This is a genomic window from Caballeronia sp. dw_19 (assembly GCF_018449515.1).
Lineage (GTDB): Bacteria > Pseudomonadota > Gammaproteobacteria > Burkholderiales > Burkholderiaceae > Caballeronia.
In genome coordinates, this window is the sequence record NZ_JAAVUQ010000041.1 from 1 (window position 1) to 14,796 (window position 14,796).

14 protein-coding genes are annotated in these 14,796 nt (G+C 59.6%); 7 read left to right on the top strand and 7 right to left on the bottom strand.

The genetic code is table 11. The features are described from left to right. Positions 1-419 precede the first annotated feature (419 nt). On the bottom strand, positions 420-1,976 hold the full coding sequence (locus HB376_RS33930; protein ID WP_213768037.1) for an acid phosphatase: 1,557 nt from the start codon (positions 1,974-1,976) through the stop codon (positions 420-422). Between the two features lie 258 nt (positions 1,977-2,234). Here HB376_RS33930 and HB376_RS33935 point away from each other — a divergent pair, with 258 nt between their 5' ends. Beyond that, the gene (locus HB376_RS33935) at positions 2,235-3,503 is read left to right on the top strand and encodes a cytochrome c peroxidase (RefSeq protein ID WP_213768038.1); all 1,269 of its coding nucleotides are present in this window, start codon (positions 2,235-2,237) and stop codon (positions 3,501-3,503) included. A 10-nt stretch (positions 3,504-3,513) separates the two neighbouring features. Here HB376_RS33935 and HB376_RS33940 read toward each other — a convergent pair whose 3' ends face one another. Next, positions 3,514-4,419, bottom strand: a complete 906-nt coding sequence (locus HB376_RS33940) for a LysR family transcriptional regulator (RefSeq protein ID WP_213768039.1) — start codon at positions 4,417-4,419, stop codon at positions 3,514-3,516. Between the two features lie 133 nt (positions 4,420-4,552). On the opposite strand from HB376_RS33940, the gene HB376_RS33945 reads away from it, so the two are divergent. The 3 genes from HB376_RS33945 to HB376_RS33955 all read left to right on the top strand — a co-directional run bounded on the left by HB376_RS33945 (position 4,553) and on the right by HB376_RS33955 (position 6,589). Next, positions 4,553-5,404: an oxidoreductase gene (locus HB376_RS33945; protein ID WP_213768040.1), complete on the top strand. Its 852-nt coding sequence runs from the start codon at positions 4,553-4,555 to the stop codon at positions 5,402-5,404. A 146-nt stretch (positions 5,405-5,550) separates the two neighbouring features. Beyond that, positions 5,551-6,003: an ester cyclase gene (locus HB376_RS33950; RefSeq protein WP_213768041.1), complete on the top strand. Its 453-nt coding sequence runs from the start codon at positions 5,551-5,553 to the stop codon at positions 6,001-6,003. A 124-nt stretch (positions 6,004-6,127) separates the two neighbouring features. Next, entirely contained in the window at positions 6,128-6,589 is a 462-nt protein-coding gene (locus tag HB376_RS33955) for an Lrp/AsnC family transcriptional regulator (protein ID WP_213768042.1), read from the top strand. Positions 6,590-6,642: 53 nt separating this feature from the next. Here the strand turns inward: HB376_RS33955 and HB376_RS33960 are convergent, their stop codons facing one another. The 3 genes from HB376_RS33960 to HB376_RS33970 form a co-directional block, all read right to left on the bottom strand. Continuing rightward, a complete protein-coding gene (locus tag HB376_RS33960; RefSeq protein WP_213768043.1) occupies positions 6,643-8,436 on the bottom strand; it encodes a peptidase S10 in 1,794 nt (597 codons plus the stop codon). Between the two features lie 316 nt (positions 8,437-8,752). Further along, positions 8,753-9,295 (bottom strand): GNAT family N-acetyltransferase, encoded by a 543-nt coding sequence (locus HB376_RS33965; protein ID WP_213768044.1) that lies wholly within the window; start codon positions 9,293-9,295, stop codon positions 8,753-8,755. A 133-nt stretch (positions 9,296-9,428) separates the two neighbouring features. Continuing rightward, positions 9,429-10,331, bottom strand: coding sequence for a LysR substrate-binding domain-containing protein (locus tag HB376_RS33970; RefSeq protein ID WP_213768045.1), 903 nt, complete (start codon positions 10,329-10,331; stop codon positions 9,429-9,431). Between HB376_RS33970 and HB376_RS33975 the strand changes: the two genes are divergently transcribed. Continuing rightward, positions 10,321-11,043, top strand: a complete 723-nt coding sequence (locus HB376_RS33975) for a hypothetical protein (protein ID WP_213768046.1) — start codon at positions 10,321-10,323, stop codon at positions 11,041-11,043. The two genes, HB376_RS33970 and HB376_RS33975, sit on opposite strands and share 11 nt — an antisense overlap. Here the strand turns inward: HB376_RS33975 and HB376_RS33980 are convergent. Continuing rightward, complete coding sequence (locus tag HB376_RS33980) at positions 10,995-12,092, bottom strand: branched-chain amino acid ABC transporter substrate-binding protein (protein WP_255631725.1); 1,098 nt, start codon at positions 12,090-12,092, stop codon at positions 10,995-10,997. The genes HB376_RS33975 and HB376_RS33980 overlap by 49 nt on opposite strands. Before the next feature lie 271 nt (positions 12,093-12,363). Then, on the bottom strand, positions 12,364-13,056 hold the full coding sequence (locus tag HB376_RS33985; protein ID WP_213768048.1) for a DUF2848 domain-containing protein: 693 nt from the start codon (positions 13,054-13,056) through the stop codon (positions 12,364-12,366). A gap of 191 nt (positions 13,057-13,247) precedes the next feature. Here HB376_RS33985 and HB376_RS33990 point away from each other — a divergent pair, with 191 nt between their 5' ends. Both HB376_RS33990 and HB376_RS33995 read left to right on the top strand, forming a co-directional pair. Beyond that, a complete protein-coding gene (locus HB376_RS33990; protein WP_213768049.1) occupies positions 13,248-14,243 on the top strand; it encodes a LysR family transcriptional regulator in 996 nt (331 codons plus the stop codon). After that, positions 14,233-14,784 (top strand): ureidoglycolate lyase, encoded by a 552-nt coding sequence (locus tag HB376_RS33995; RefSeq protein WP_213768050.1) that lies wholly within the window; start codon positions 14,233-14,235, stop codon positions 14,782-14,784. The genes HB376_RS33990 and HB376_RS33995 overlap by 11 nt, the downstream gene beginning before the upstream one ends. Positions 14,785-14,796 lie beyond the last annotated feature (12 nt).

The window sequence follows — 14,796 nt, forward strand, 5'->3', positions numbered from 1 at the left end:
GAGAAGGAGGGGTTCACACATCCTTCGCTCTGGCGAGCACCGTGCTTTTGGGGCACCCATGAATGAAAACTGCACGCTGTGGACACTTAGGGTAGCGTGTTGAAAGCGTTTTCTTTGCTTCGTTTCTTTGTCGCTTTGGACAAAGAAATGACGTGCCGCCACGCACAGTGGCTAATAGTGATAAAGAGAAAATCCGAGTCACGCAGACCACCACGGCCGAAAGCAGCAACCCGGCATTGACTCCGACCGCTGACCCCAGAACCGACCAACCCGGCACTGACCCCGACCGCTAACCCCGGAACCGACCAACCCAGCCCCCCCCACCATCAACCCCGCCCCCCCAAAAAAAAGCACGACGGCCCGACACCCCATCGCGCTTCAACAACCTGGCAATCATCAAGCCACGCAAAACCTCAACTTCAGAACTGCAGCGCTGCCGTCAGATCGCCCATTGGCTTGCCGCCCGCCGCGACCATCGCCGCATCGCGTGCCGTCAAGCCCGGCAGCTTCGGCAACGAATACCGCGTGGTAATCAAACGCAGAATCGACGTCGTATCGTATTGCGTGTGATCGACGAAACCCTTCTTCGCGTAAGGCGAAATCACCAGCGCCGGAATGCGCGTACCCGGACCCCAGCGGTCACCCTTGGGCGGCGAGACGTGATCCCAGAACCCGCCATTTTCATCGTATGTCACGACCACGACCATGTTCTTCCACTGCGGGCTCGCCTGCAAATGTTGAATCACATTCGCGATGTGCGCATCGCCCGATGCGACGTCCGTATAACCCGCGTGCTCGTTCAAGTTGCCCTGCGGTTTATAGAACGCGACCGAGGGCAGCGTGCCCGCATCGATCGCCGAGATGAACGCCGTGCCGTCCGTGCCGCCATCCAGCAAGTGCTGAGCGCGGTTCGTCGTACCCGGGGCCAGGTCGGCAAAATAGTTGAACGGCTGGTGATGCGTCTGGAAATTCGGCACTGAATTTGTCGAGCCGCTGATCTTCGAACGGTCCGCCAATGCCGCGCCCCACGAACCGCCGTACCAGGCCCACGAAACGTTCGCCGTATTCAACAAGTCACCAATATGCGTCTGCGTTTGCGGCGGCAGCGTGGTCGCAACGCTCGGGTCGGCGAGCGTTGCGTCGCCACCCGCCGGCGGTGTATTGCCGCTCGGCTGATACGGGGGCTGCATCGTATTGACGGCGTAGAAGTCCGGCGTCAGGTTGCCCGAGTTATCGAACTTGGGGATGCCCGTGATAGCGGAAGCGGGCGAGGCTGCCGTCAGTTTCAACGATACCCCGTCAGCGTTCACCGATGAAATTGATCCTGCCGCCACGCTCTTGTCAGCATTCGGATAGACCGGCGTGCACGCGCAGGCAAGCCACTGGTGGTTCAGGAATGACCCGCCGAACGCGCCCATGAAGAAGTTGTCGGCGAGCGTGTATTGCTGGGCGATCTTGTAAAGCGGCAGCTTGTCGGCGTTGGTGTTGTAGTGACCCATGACAAAACCGCCCGAGTCGGCCCACGCGGCGAACTTGTCGTTCTTGCCGCCATTGATCTGCATCTGGTTTTCATAGAAACGGTGATACAGGTCGCGTGTTGTCAGCGACAAAGGCGTGTTGAAGCCAGCCGGATCGTCGATAGCAAAAGGCGAGTTCGGCAAGTTCGCCGTCATGGCCTGCGTCACGGCAGGCGTCACGCCCGTGGCTGTCAGGCCGTTCCAGATGGGCGGCAACGTGGTCAGCACGCTGCCGTCGCGGTCGAGCTGCTGCGCGCTCGCTGCGGTGACGTTCTGCAAGCCGTTAGCGCCCGGGAAGTTGCCGTAGAGGTTGTCGAAGCTGCGGTTTTCCGCATAAATCACGACAATGTTCTTCACCGAGCTGAGGTCGGCATGGTTGTCGTCATTGCCGCCGCACGCGTACAAGCCGAGTGCGATCGACGCCGTGAGTGGCACGGCGAGGACGTGTTTCTTATTCATCGATAGATCTCTGTCGTTGGGGGACCGGCGAGGGAATCGCCTATGTACCGTCTGCTTCACGCCAAGCGCTGTTTAAGCCGTTAAGCGATTTTTGCCGGTGCCGCAGTGTCCCAACGCCATTTGACATGAACATTTAATATAGCTTTCATTAAGTAATAATATGTCGGATTGAGTTAGATATTCGAATGCAATTTGTCATGTCATTGATGTGACACATAAAGGTCATAGGCTTCGGCTTCCTTCCAAGGCCTTATGCACATGCCATCTATCGCTTCCCTCTTGCTGCCCTTGGCCGCATTTTGTGTTTCAGCCGTTGTACTGACCGGCTGCGATTCGCACGCAGCTTCAACGGCTTCGCAAGCCGAGCCTTACAGTGCAGGCGAAGCGAAAACTCGCGCGCAGGTTTTCGCGCAGGTTAAGCAGATGACGTCGGTGGGAGAAAAGATGTTCCTCGACCCGTCGTTATCCGGCTCGGGAAAGCTTGCTTGCGCTTCGTGCCATAGTCCGGATCATGCGTTCGGACCACCCAATGCGTTGTCGGTGCAACTGGGCGGCAGCGACTTGCGGCGGCCGGGATTTCGCGCGGTGCCGTCGCTGCGTTATTTGCAATCGGTGCCGCAATTCACGCAGCATTTCCACGATTCCGACGACGAAGGCGACGAAAGTGTCGACGCCGGTCCCACCGGTGGTTTGACCTGGGACGGGAGGGTCGATCATGGTGCGGACCAGGCGCGGATTCCGCTGACATCGTCATTTGAAATGGGCAGCACGCCGGCGCAGGTGGTGACCGCGGTGAAGGCCGCGCCCTATGCGGGAGAACTGCGCGAAGCATTCGGCACCACCATTTTCGACAACGACGAGAAAGCCTTCGACGCTATCCTGCGCTCGCTTGAAGCATTTGAGCAGACGCCGCAGAAGTTCTATTCGTACACCAGCAAGTTCGATGCATTTCTTGCGGGCAAGGCGAAGCTGAACGAAGCGGAAATGCGCGGGCTCGAATTATTCAACGACGAAAAGAAAGGCAATTGCGCCGCATGTCATATCAGCCAGCGCGCGAAAGATGGCTCGCCGCCGCAGTTCAGCGACTTTGGTTTGATTGCGCTGGGTGTGCCGCGCAATCGGGCGTTGCCTATCAATAAGGACCCTAAGTATTTCGACCTCGGGGCGTGCGGTCCGGAACGCCACGACCTTAAGGGCCAGTCGGAGTATTGCGGCATCTTCAGAACACCGTCATTGCGCAATGTGGCCACACGCAAGGTCTTTTTCCATAACGGGATCTATCATTCACTCGACGAAGCCGTGCGCTTCTATGCTCAACGCGATACGAACCCAGAGAAGTTTTATCCGACTGTTCATGGCAAGGTCCAGAAGTTCGACGACTTGCCTAAGCGCTATTGGGCGAATCTCAATACCGACGCTCCATTCGATTGCAAGCCCGGTGAAAAGCCTGCTTTGGATGAGGCGGAAATCAAGGACGTGGTCGCGTTTTTGAATACGTTGACGGATGGGTATCAGGCGGCCAAATAAACCTTGGCGCTTAGCCTTTGGTTGAGCGCTTAGGCTTCAGTGCATCAATCAATGCCCTTAGCTTTGCCTGCGACTGAGTGCGGACCGGGAAATACAAATACAGGCCGTCGCCAGGAGGAGTAAAGGGCAGCAACACTTGTTCGAGTTCGCCCGCGGCCAGTTCACGCCTGGCTTCGAAATCCGCGACGTACGCGAGCCCCAGGCCCATGCGAGCAAATTTAATCAAGGCGCCTCGATCATTGACCGTCAGACGGCTGCCGATGTCGATCATGACCTTACGGCCATCGACCTGAAAGTCCCATCGGTGGACGACGCCTGATTTAACGAAACGATACTGAATGCCTTCGTGATCCATCAGGTCTTGCGGCGTTCGTGGACGTCCTGCCCTTGCGAAATATGCGGGGCTGCCGACAACCGACCAGACAGCGTCCGGCGTGAGCCGCAAAGCCACCATGTCTTTCGCGAGCGCTTCGCCCAGGCGAATGCCGGCATCGAAGCCACTTTCCACCAGATCCACGGCGCCTTCATCGAGCGTCAGGTCCAGATGCACGTCGGGATGGGCCAGGCGAAATTGTTCGATCATTGGCTCGATCAGCAGCGTGCAGGCAGAACGGGTCATCGTGACGCGTAAGGTACCGGAGGCGTTGTCGCGAAAGCTATTGAGCGCTTCAAACGCACCGTCGATATCTTCAACAGCCGGACGCAGGCGCTCGAACAGCGATACCCCTGCCTCGGTCAACGCGACTCTCCGGGTGGTGCGCTGAAAGAGCGACACGCCGTGACGCCGCTCCAGCAACCGGATCGATTTGCTTACCGCCGTGGGTGAAACCTGCAGGCGAGCGGCCGCGGTCGTGAAACTCTTATGCTCGGCCACCGCCAGGAACATGGCCACGCCGTCCAGAAGATCCTTGTCCATGCACCGCTCCATTATGAACTTTTGGTTCATAGCGAATGTACCTCGATACGCTTTTTCAAGCTGAATCGGATGCGTAGGATTCGCGTCATGGCAGCCGGATTTCCGGTCGCCGTTCCTACCAGCGAGATTTAAAATGACCCTGCAAACCAGCTTCAAGCGCGTCTGGATGATCACCGGCGCATCGCGCGGATTGGGCGCCGAGATCACCGCAGCGGCGCTTGCTCAAGGTGACGCCGTGGTTGCCACGGCGCGCAAATCGAGTGCCGTCACCGACGCACTTGGCTCGCAGCCCGGCCTATTGGCTGTCGACCTCGATGTCACCAGCGAGTCGGCGGCTCATCAAGCCGTCAAGATGGCGGTCGAGCATTTCGGCCGCATCGACGTGCTTGTCAACAACGCCGGTTATGGCTTGGCAGGCGCGGTTGAAGAGAGCAGTGCCGAAGAGGTCCGCAGTATTTTTGACACCAACGTGATGGGTTTGCTTAACGTCACGCGCGCCGTGCTGCCGCAAATGCGCAGCCAGCATTCGGGGCATGTGATCAACATGTCGTCGCTTGGCGGCTATCGGGTCGGTGCGGGTTTCGGCGTGTACGGTTCGACCAAGTTTGCAGTAGAGGGGCTTTCAGAAGCGCTCCACGCAGAACTTTCGCCGCTCGGCATTCATGTCACGGTCGTCGAACCGGGTTATTTTCGAACGGACTTTCTCGATTCTTCGTCTGTGATGGAAGTGAAGAATGTGATCGCGGACTACGCTGAAACCGCCGGCAAGGTTCGCGTGTCGGCGAGGGCATACAACCATCAACAGCCAGGAGACCCCAAGCGGCTCGCGCAGGCCTTGCTGGCGCTGGTGTCCGCCGCGAATCCGCCGCTGCGGCTTCAGTTGGGCACGGACGCCTTGACGCGGGTTCGTGAGAAGAACGCGTTTGTCGAGCAGGAGCTTCTGGCCTGGGAGGCGCTGTCACGGTCGACAGATTTTCCCGCGTGAAAAGGCGTCGTGTTCCGTAGTCGGGCGTAGTCTGCCAAGTGGCTTATCATTGCTAAAACCCTCTCCCATGCAGATGGAATGCAGCATAAGGGAGCGGGCCGACTGCTTGCCTATGCGCGTCTCATCAGCGCCCGAGAGGATGGAACATGACTGTATCGAACGATGTAGGGCACGCCGCCACGAGGGATGTCATCACGCGTTTTTATCGCGCTATCGAGCTTGCGGATATACCGCTTCTGCGCACGGCCGTCACTTCCGACTGGCAGTATGTTGCGGGGGCATCGGGACAACCGATCGGCGTGGAGGAGATAGCACCCATGCTTGCAGATCTGCGGCATGCGCTCCCCGATATGAAAATCATCCTGCTCGATGTCCTGATCCACGACGCCATGGTCGGCGTGCGTGCAAAGATCACGGGTACGCAGTCGGGACCGTTCATGGGCATTCCGGCTACGTCCAAGGCGGTCGATTTCGCGATTCATTCTTTCCATGAACTCCGCGATGACCGCATTGCCAAGACGTGGCACATTGAAGACTGGCTGGGCTTGTTCCGGCAGATTGGCGAGTTGCCGCCGGGCCTGACGAACCGTCCCGCTTAGGATGGAGCGCGTTTTCATTACATCAGACTATATTCACGAATTAGGTATTTCCGGCAGGGAGGCCGTAGGGTTTAGCGGAATGCACTAACATTCCTATCCTCCATGGAGGATAGGAATGGAACGGATGGAACTTGACAAGATAGATCGCGCAATCCTGATAGCGATCCAGGCCGATGGCCGTGCGACCAACGCGAGCCTCGCCGACGCAGTTGGCCTTAGCGAAACGCCGTGCGCTCGGCGCCTCAAGCGACTCGAAGCGGAAGGTTACATTGAAGGGTATCGGGCGATCCTGTCCAAATCCGCATTAAAGCTAGGTCTGGTCGCATTTACGCTGGTGCGCTTCGGCGTGCACGACCGGCAACTGGCCGACCGATTCGAGCGCGAAATCCAGGCCATACCGCGCATTGTTTCGTGCCACAACATTTCCGGCAGCGCTGATTATTTGCTGGAGATCGTCGCGCGAGATCTGGAGGACTATGGCACGTTCCTCCGTGACGTACTGCGGACGTTGCCAGGCGTGACGGCAGTCGAGTCCACGCTGTCACTACGAGAGGTCAAGCGCCACGCGGGATTGCCGTTGCTTTGAGCGACCCTATCGGCCATTCATCAGGAATGCGAATGAGCCCGCTTGCTACCTATTTACTGTGATGCGGGCTTGTTTGTGTCCGCCGTGGCGGCATTATAAAAACGCACGAGATCGCCCTTGAGCGAATGCAGGGCTGCATCGTCGAGATAGATCATGTGGCCCGTCGGATAATACGCGAGCTGAACATTCGATCGTAGCGATGGGTCCAGTCCCATATGCGCCAGATCGTATTCGGTCTGGAAGAACGGCGTTGCCAGATCGAAGTAGCCGTTGAGCGACAGCACGCGCAGGCGGGGATTTTGCCGTATCGCTTCAGCGAGGTCGCCGGCCGCATACGGTAGCGTAAGTTGCTCCCCCCACCATTCGCGATGTTTCCAGTTCCATTGGCGCAACGCTTCGTCGTTGAATACGCGGTACGTATCTTTCGCGTCGAAATGGAGGTCTTGCGCGAGATGCTCGTGCAAGGCCGCATCGAAGGCGCTCGATACGCTGGTGACCGACGGATCATAGTCGGGATGCTCGGAGGCATCGTCGTAGTCAAGGCCTTCGAATCGCGCATCGTAGCGACCCACGGTACGCGATTCGCTTCTCAGGAGTTCCTTGCGAAACCGCGACGGCCAGATTTGCAGCCGCGTCTGCTTGACGTAATTCACATCGAGTCCCGTGTAATGCGCCACACGTGCGGCGATTGCGTCACGCTCCGAATCGGGCAGCGAGTCACCCGCGGCTAACGCTTGCGCGTACGGACCGGAAGCGAACGCGCGGACCTCGTCGACGAACGCCGGCAAGCTCGGTGGCTTGGGTACGATCTTGTCGTGATACCAGGCAATGGCCGCATAGCTCGGCAAGTAGCTCTCGGCCTCCAGATCCGTCCCCGGCGCGTGCGCACCCGAGTTGAGGATGGAGGACATCAACACGACTCCGTTCAATGCAATGTTGCTCTGGCTCAAACGATACGCAAGCATGGCGGCGCGCGCCGTTCCATACGATTCGCCAAGCAAGTACTTCGGTGAATTCCAGCGCTGGTTCACGCTCAGGTAGCGCTCGATAAAGTGTTCGAACGCGTCCAGGTCTTCATCGACTCCCCAGAAGCGCTTCCCGGTTGCGTGGCCTACGATCCTTGAGAAGCCTGCGCCGGGGGCATCGATGAAGACCAGATCGGTGGTGTCGAGGAGACTGTCCGGATTGTCCGAGAGCACGTAAGGCGCCGGTGCCGTGATGGCCGGACTCGACGTATGTGCACGCTTGGGTCCGAACGATCCCATCAAAAGGAAGACGCTGCCCGCACCCGGGCCGCCGTTAAAAAGAAACGTGATCGGACGGGTGGCGGTGCTTTTCGTATTCGCGGTGTAGGCGACATAAAAGACGCTGGCCTCAGCCTGGCCCGCGTTGTTGCGCAGAAGCAGATTGCCGGCAGTGGCCGTGTAGTCGATCTTGCGGCCATCGAGCCTGATTGAATGTTGCGTGACGGACGTGGTTTCCGGCGGGACCGGTATCAGGGTGTCCGTTTTCGTTTCGCTGGCAGCGTCACTGGCTGCCGCTGTTCGCGCGGCGCTTGCGCGGTTGCGGCGAGCAGGGTTGAGGACCGCATCCGATGCGGCGTGGGCGTTGGCCTGATTGGCCTGATTGGCCTGATTGGCCTGAGCAGAGGGGGGCACCGCGTCCGCGCGTACGAGTGTTCCGGCAGCCGATGAAGCGGACGCGTCGGGCGACGCCTGCGTGTCGACGGGCGCGGCTGAGGTGTCAGCCGGCGCCGTGCCGGTTTCCTGGGACAAGGCGGCGGACGGACCGGCGGCAAGACCAAGCACGATCAGAGCGCTTACCACTGAATAGAAACAAGGGCGCATCTTAGTCCCGGCAGTTTTTGTTTTCTTTAGGTGTTGCCTGGATTCTCGATAAGCGGACCCGCCACGTCAATAGCGTTGTCCTCATCGGAGTGACGAAGCGCGATCCGTAAGCGCGAATGTAAGTATTTCGAAGCCGTAGTGTTAGCTAAGGCGCTCGCCGGTCATAAGTACTACAAGGTACGACGCAAAGCGAATGATGCTTGAGTGAACCCTTGGCACGTTCCCTGTTCATTCCCTCGATGCCGTTGGACACGAGATCGATTCGCCGATCTGATTACGGTTTCCTATACCTGGGTAAACAGAGAATGGAAGCGCTTTAACTTTCACGCAACGACGCCTCGCGCTGAAATACAACGGTTGGCTTGCCCTTGTAAGTGGTCGTGCGACTTTGCGCGAATGAACATTTCCTGGCGAGTGCAAGCGAGGCCGCATTTTCCGGTGAGATGATGCAGACAATCTCTGCTTCGGGCCACCGTGTATCCGCCCACTGCAATGCGGCACGTACCGCTTCAGTTCCATACCCCTGTCCTTGCGACTCTGACGTCAACATCCATCCAATCTCTGGCGCTTCATCGAATGCCGGGTCGATACCGCGCTTGTATTGCCCAAAGCCGACCTCGCCGATGAACTTGCCGCTGAGCTTCTCGCTGACTACCCAGTAGCCGAATCCCATCAATGACCAGTGCCCTGCGCTTCGAAGAAGACGTGCCCATGCTTCTTCCTTCGTGAAGGCGACGCCGGTGACATGGCGCACGACCGCGAGGTCCGACCACATGGCGTAGATGTCCTCGAAATCGGTTTGTTGCGGTGGACGCAGGACAAGGCGATCGGTTTCCAGGACAAAGGTGGAATGGGGCATGGTGAAAGCATGTGAGCGTGGATAAGGCAGGGCACGCCGCGTGCAGCGTGACCAGAAATGAACAAGGAATATAACCGCTCACGTCAGGACCGCAAGAGACCAGTCGCACATCCTGCACTGACCACCCGTCGCCTCAAGCCATCACGCCGCTATGCTCCGACACCAGCATCTCGATCAACGCGCTCAGGTCGCGCGTGGCTTCGTTACGCATGGTCGGTGCAACATGAAGCTCCAGTTCGGCCGGCGGCAGCGCCGGCAGACCGTCCGTGTCGCCGAACGTGCGCCAGCACGCGGGCAGCGTCCGGCGATCGATGATCGTCACAGCCGCACCGTGATTCACCGCAATGCGGATTCCCGTCGGACTCTGGCTCGTATATACGAGTTGATAATCACGCCCGATCGCGGTCAGCGCCTGCAATCCCCGTTGCCGATAAGTACAACTTTCGTCGAAGAGAGCGAGCGGCACCGGCGCATCCGCGCACAGCACAAAATCGCGATGTGCTGCCCATACCAGTTCCTGACGCGCCAGGGGTTTTCCCCCGGCACGCTCGCCATGCCGCACGACCAGCGCCAGATCGAGTTCGCCGGCACCCAGCCGCTCCAGCAATTCCAGCGACGTCCGGCAATGAATATGCGGCCGCGCGCCGGGGCGCAATGCATAAAACGCCCGCAGCAATTCCGGTAGCCATAGCTCCGCATAATCTTCCGGCAGCCCGAAACGAATCACATTGCCGCGGCTGCCGCGCGTCAGCGACGCAATCGCCTCGTTTTGTACCTGCAATATCCGCCGTGCGTGGATCAGGAAATTCTCGCCATCGCTTGAGAGCGCGAAATGACGGCTATTGCGCATGAACAGGTGCGCGCCAAGCCGTTCCTCAAGCGTCCGGATACGCAGGCTGATGGTCGATTGCGTTCGATGAAGCTGGCGCGCCGCCGCTGTAAAACCCCCGCTTTCAGCCACTACTACAAACGCACGCACGAGTTCCGCATCGAGTGAAGCGATCTTGGACCAATCGGGCTCGCTAATGGAATCCATCGGAAATACTCGCTTTCCAAAAGAAATTGGCCGCCAAAAGATCGGGCCGCTGTTTGCAGATTGTGTTCGCAGATTGTTGTTGAAGTCGACTCGTAAATCCACTCGCCAAAATATCGATTTGGAGCCTGCCTTGGTCTCTCCGTTTCACTTGCCGATGCCGAATGCCTGGATCTCGGCGATATCGTCAACACCGGCCGCTATCCCCTGCATGACCCGGACAGCCCCGCCTGAACGAACTGGTGGCTGGCTGCCGCGCCGAGCTGCACGACTTCCTGCGCCCGCAGGCGCTGGAGCGGGCGCGCAACGAGGGTCGTGCGCTCGCCAAAAAACCTACTTTTCAACCCGTAAGGTCAACGCCTACTTTACTGCCGACGACCCCGCGCTGTCCGACGCCGATCTGCGCCGTATCTTCATGGACCGCACCAGCGGTTTTGTGACACGCGACCTGATTCCGGCGGACGCGATCGTGCATCGCGTCTATGTCGCCCAGGCTATGAAACGGTTCGTGGCGAATTGCTCTCGGCTTATCCGTGCGAGGATCAGGCCAGGTTGCTGGACTGATCCTCGCACACGACGCGTCATGAACATCGACAACGCCGGTTCGCCGAGCGGCGCGCTGAGCGCGTCGCGTAGCAGGATCGGCCTTGCCGCCCGCAACAATCCTCACATCTTGATGACATCCATTACGGTCTTCTTCTTGTCCTTGAACTGATAGATCGTGATGGCGGCGTCCTTGAGATCACCATGCGGATCGAACGCAATGCGGCCGATCACGCCGTCATACTGAGTCGATGGCATCGCGGCAAGCACCTTGGTGCGTTCGGCCGAGTCGGCGCGTTTCATCGCGTTGTAGATCACGTAGACGGCGTCATAGGTGAACGGCGCGTACGCGTCGATCGGCGTATTGAAACGTGCCGTATAGCGCTTTTCGAAGTCCTGTCCCTTGGGCATCTTCGACAGTGCCAGACCCGCCTCCGAACAGGTCACGTTGCCGATCGCGTCGCCGGCCAGATCGATCATCTTCTCCGTGCATGCACCGTCGCCGCCGAGCACCTTCGCTGTGATCCCGAGATTGCCCGCTTGCTTGGCCAACGGCCCGGCGGTGGCGTCCGAGCCGCCGTACATGATGACGTCGGGACGCAAGCCCTTTATCTTCGTCAGGATCGCGCGGAAATCGGTTGCCTTGTCGTTGGTCGCTTCGCGCGTGACGATCGTGCTGCCGTTCGCTTTCGCGGCTTTTTCGAATTCATCGGCGAGACCCTGACCGTAGGCGGTCGAGTCGTCGATGATCGCAATGCGCTTCGCATGCAGCGAGTCGAGCGCGTAATGGGCGAGCGCGGGTCCCTGAAGCGCGTCGGTAGCGACTACGCGAAACGTGGTCTTGTATCCCTGCAACGTGTACGTGGGGTTGGTCGAACCTTGCGAGATCTGCACAATGCCTGCTTCGCTGTAGATCTTCGATGCAGGGATCGAGACGCCCGAATTGATGTCGCCCACGACGGCCACCACACCGTCATCCACCAGCTTCTGCGCGACCTGCGTGCCAGTGCGAGGGTCGGCGGCATCGTCCTGGGAGTCGAGCTGGAATCTGACTGGCTTGCCGCCGATCACCGGGTGCTGGGCATTGATCTCGTCGATCGCCAGCCGGGCAGCATTTTCGCTGTCCTTGCCCATATGGGAAAGCTGCCCGGTCAGGGGCGCAGCGTGGCCGATCAGGACGATGGCCGGATCGGCTGCATAGCTCGGTCCCCCGACAACCAGAAAGACCGCTGCGGCGAGGGCGGAGCAGGCGGGACGCGAGAAAGGAAGCGGGGCGGAAGAGGGAGTCACGAGCGGATCCTTGGGGCTTGGAGAGTGAGCGGAGGCAGATGTGTTCATCGAACGCGACCGGCAACACGGGCGGCGAATGAGGCTCAGTATTCAAACGCCAATTTGCCCCGTCCAGCGACTAATTCTGTTGGCCGGCAATAAACAAATCTAATGCCTCGCTGAATGGCATGAGTCGGCCGAGCCTGGCGCCCGGTCATCGCTCTCATTCGACATGGGCCAATGCGTCGACCATGTAGCGATGCCGGAGGCTCCGTCCCAGCACCGGATCATGTAGTTCGAGCTCGTAGCCCTCGCCTGCGCTTAGTTCACCGAGCACGGCTTGCGTGCCGCAAAACATCGCCGATCCGGGCGGCATGGCGCCCGCACCGAAACCTCGTTCAATCAGCGCGTCCGGATGCAGCAAGCGAGCGAGCGTGCCCTCCTGGTACAGCACGGAGTCGGCATCACCGTCGATCCGCCAACTGCGGGCGATCAGCGAATCCCAGTGCGAGGCGACATCGGAGTAACGCCAGAGCGCGGCGCTTACCGGCTTGGCACACATCTGCTTCGATACGGCAACGTCGTAGCTTTCCACCCGCCGGTCGGTGTGGTCGGACCCTATGCCGACGAGCAAGCCATCGTTCGCGGTCTGGATCAGCACGACTTCGACCTCGCCGGATGAGTGCGTGCCCACGACATCGATTGCGTCCTCGGTCGTCAGCAACGCCGACGCGACCCTGTAGAACGTTGGCACCGACGCAGGACGTTTGACGCCCAGCGCTTCCAGTTCCCGGATATGGTGCTCGACGTCGCGCGCATCGCGTCCCGCCCAGCCGGCGATGACCAGACCGCTCACCGTTACCTCGATAACCTCGATACTCGCGCCGCCATCGATCCTGCAGTCAAGTGTCTTCATCAAGACCTTTCACCCGTTGAATTCAATGAATGACAGTCTTGAAGAAGGGCGCTGCGATGTCCAACAAGTAAATGTGGGCCCACGTGGTCACTTTTTCTTGTCACGCGGGAATTCTTCCAGCGATAAACTGACGGGATTGATTCGGTCGATACCCGCCGCTTCGCCACTCAACGCAACAGCCGGGGTGCGCCATGAATGTCCGCTTTCTCGAAACGTTTGTATGGCTCGCCAAGTTGCGCAACTTCCGGATGACGGCCGAGCACCTGCACGCGACCCAGGCCGCCATCTCCAGCCGAATATCTGCCCTGGAGCAGGAGTTCGGCGTACGTCTGTTCGACCGGGGCCCACGCGATGTGACGCTCACGCAGGAAGGCACCAAGGCGCTTGCGTTCGCGGAGCAAATCCTGAAGCTGAACCGCGACATGCTCGCGAGCGTCAGTGACCGCTCCAAAGTCGCGGGGCTGCTGAGGCTGGGTGTGATCGAGTCGGTCGTGCATACATGGCTGCCGAATCTGCTGAAGCGGGTACGGGAGGCGTACCCGAACCTGACGATCGAACTCACGTCGGACACCACGGCCAATCTTTCCGGGCATCTCGTCAACGGCAACGTCGATGTCGCGTTGACGACCACGAACGTTACCGGCAGCGACGCCGTCAACATTCCGCTCGGGACACTCCCCATGCGATGGGTGGCGAGCCCTTCACTGAATCTATCGGCTGAAGCGCTTTCGGAGGCCGAACTGGCCGCGTTTCCCATCGTCAGTTTTGCGCGGCACTCGGCGCCGCATGGGTTCCTCACCGAGTTGTTCTCGGCCAGCGGCGAGACCACCGTCCAGATCAACTGTGTCTCGTCGGTGGCCGCGATCATCCGTCTCGTCCTGGATGGCTTCGGCATAGCCGTGCTGCCGACCGCGTTTGTCATGGACGAATTGCAGTCGGGCCGGCTGCAATTGCTGCAGGTGACGCACCGCGTTCCAGCGCTCCCGCTCGTCGCCACGTTCAGGCGCAGCCCGGACAGCCTGCTGTGCGAATCCATCACGCGCCTCGCGTTGCAGGTCGTGCGCGATTTCAGTCTCGCCAACGGCCCCGAGTTCGCGCTGTTCCCCAACACGGGTGATACGCCGATTTCACTGTCAAGCCTCCGTTCCCCGTTACATCTAGACGCCTTGCCGAAAAATGCCGACTGATCCTTATCCTCCTATCCCTTCCCTCACGATCGAACCGCTCAGCGCCGAGGCCTTCAACGCCTATGGCTGGATGCTGGGCAAACCGCTTAAAAACGACGGCCACGCTCCCGCGTACACCAGTCCGGCCTCGGATTTCTGGCGCGAGCATCTCTTCGATACTGGCGTGACCGGCGAGACGGAAGTCCTGTGGGTCAAGTACACGAACGCTGACGAAACGATCGCAAGCCTCGAAGCCCATTGGTTGACGCAGCAGGCCATCGTGCCGTTGACCGCGCCTGTCATTCAGATCGTTGCAACGAGTACGGAGGGCGGCCGACCCGATATGGAGTCGCTGCGTGCGTTTTGGGTGCCGCAGGGTGAGGGTGTCTGCATGCGGCCGCACTGCTGGCACGCAACGCGGGTGCTTCATGGCGAGTCGACGTGCCTGATGCTCACCCGGCGCTCGACGACCTACGACCTGGTGGTCCATCTGGAGACGGGAGCGCCCGCCTGCGAGAGTGCAATCAAGTCGATTCCGACGCATAAGCTGGCGGGTCAATAGCCGTCAGGACCA

Coding starts and splice junctions, on each gene's coding strand:
- HB376_RS33930 (WP_213768037.1), bottom strand. CDS start 1,976: ATGAATAAGAAACACGTCCTCGCCGTGCCACTCACGGCGTCGATCGCA.
- HB376_RS33935 (WP_213768038.1), top strand. CDS start 2,235: ATGCCATCTATCGCTTCCCTCTTGCTGCCCTTGGCCGCATTTTGTGTT.
- HB376_RS33940 (WP_213768039.1), bottom strand. CDS start 4,419: ATGGACAAGGATCTTCTGGACGGCGTGGCCATGTTCCTGGCGGTGGCC.
- HB376_RS33945 (WP_213768040.1), top strand. CDS start 4,553: ATGACCCTGCAAACCAGCTTCAAGCGCGTCTGGATGATCACCGGCGCA.
- HB376_RS33950 (WP_213768041.1), top strand. CDS start 5,551: ATGACTGTATCGAACGATGTAGGGCACGCCGCCACGAGGGATGTCATC.
- HB376_RS33955 (WP_213768042.1), top strand. CDS start 6,128: ATGGAACTTGACAAGATAGATCGCGCAATCCTGATAGCGATCCAGGCC.
- HB376_RS33960 (WP_213768043.1), bottom strand. CDS start 8,436: ATGCGCCCTTGTTTCTATTCAGTGGTAAGCGCTCTGATCGTGCTTGGT.
- HB376_RS33965 (WP_213768044.1), bottom strand. CDS start 9,295: ATGCCCCATTCCACCTTTGTCCTGGAAACCGATCGCCTTGTCCTGCGT.
- HB376_RS33975 (WP_213768046.1), top strand. CDS start 10,321: ATGGAATCCATCGGAAATACTCGCTTTCCAAAAGAAATTGGCCGCCAA.
- HB376_RS33970 (WP_213768045.1), bottom strand. CDS start 10,331: ATGGATTCCATTAGCGAGCCCGATTGGTCCAAGATCGCTTCACTCGAT.
- HB376_RS33985 (WP_213768048.1), bottom strand. CDS start 13,056: ATGAAGACACTTGACTGCAGGATCGATGGCGGCGCGAGTATCGAGGTT.
- HB376_RS33990 (WP_213768049.1), top strand. CDS start 13,248: ATGAATGTCCGCTTTCTCGAAACGTTTGTATGGCTCGCCAAGTTGCGC.
- HB376_RS33995 (WP_213768050.1), top strand. CDS start 14,233: ATGCCGACTGATCCTTATCCTCCTATCCCTTCCCTCACGATCGAACCG.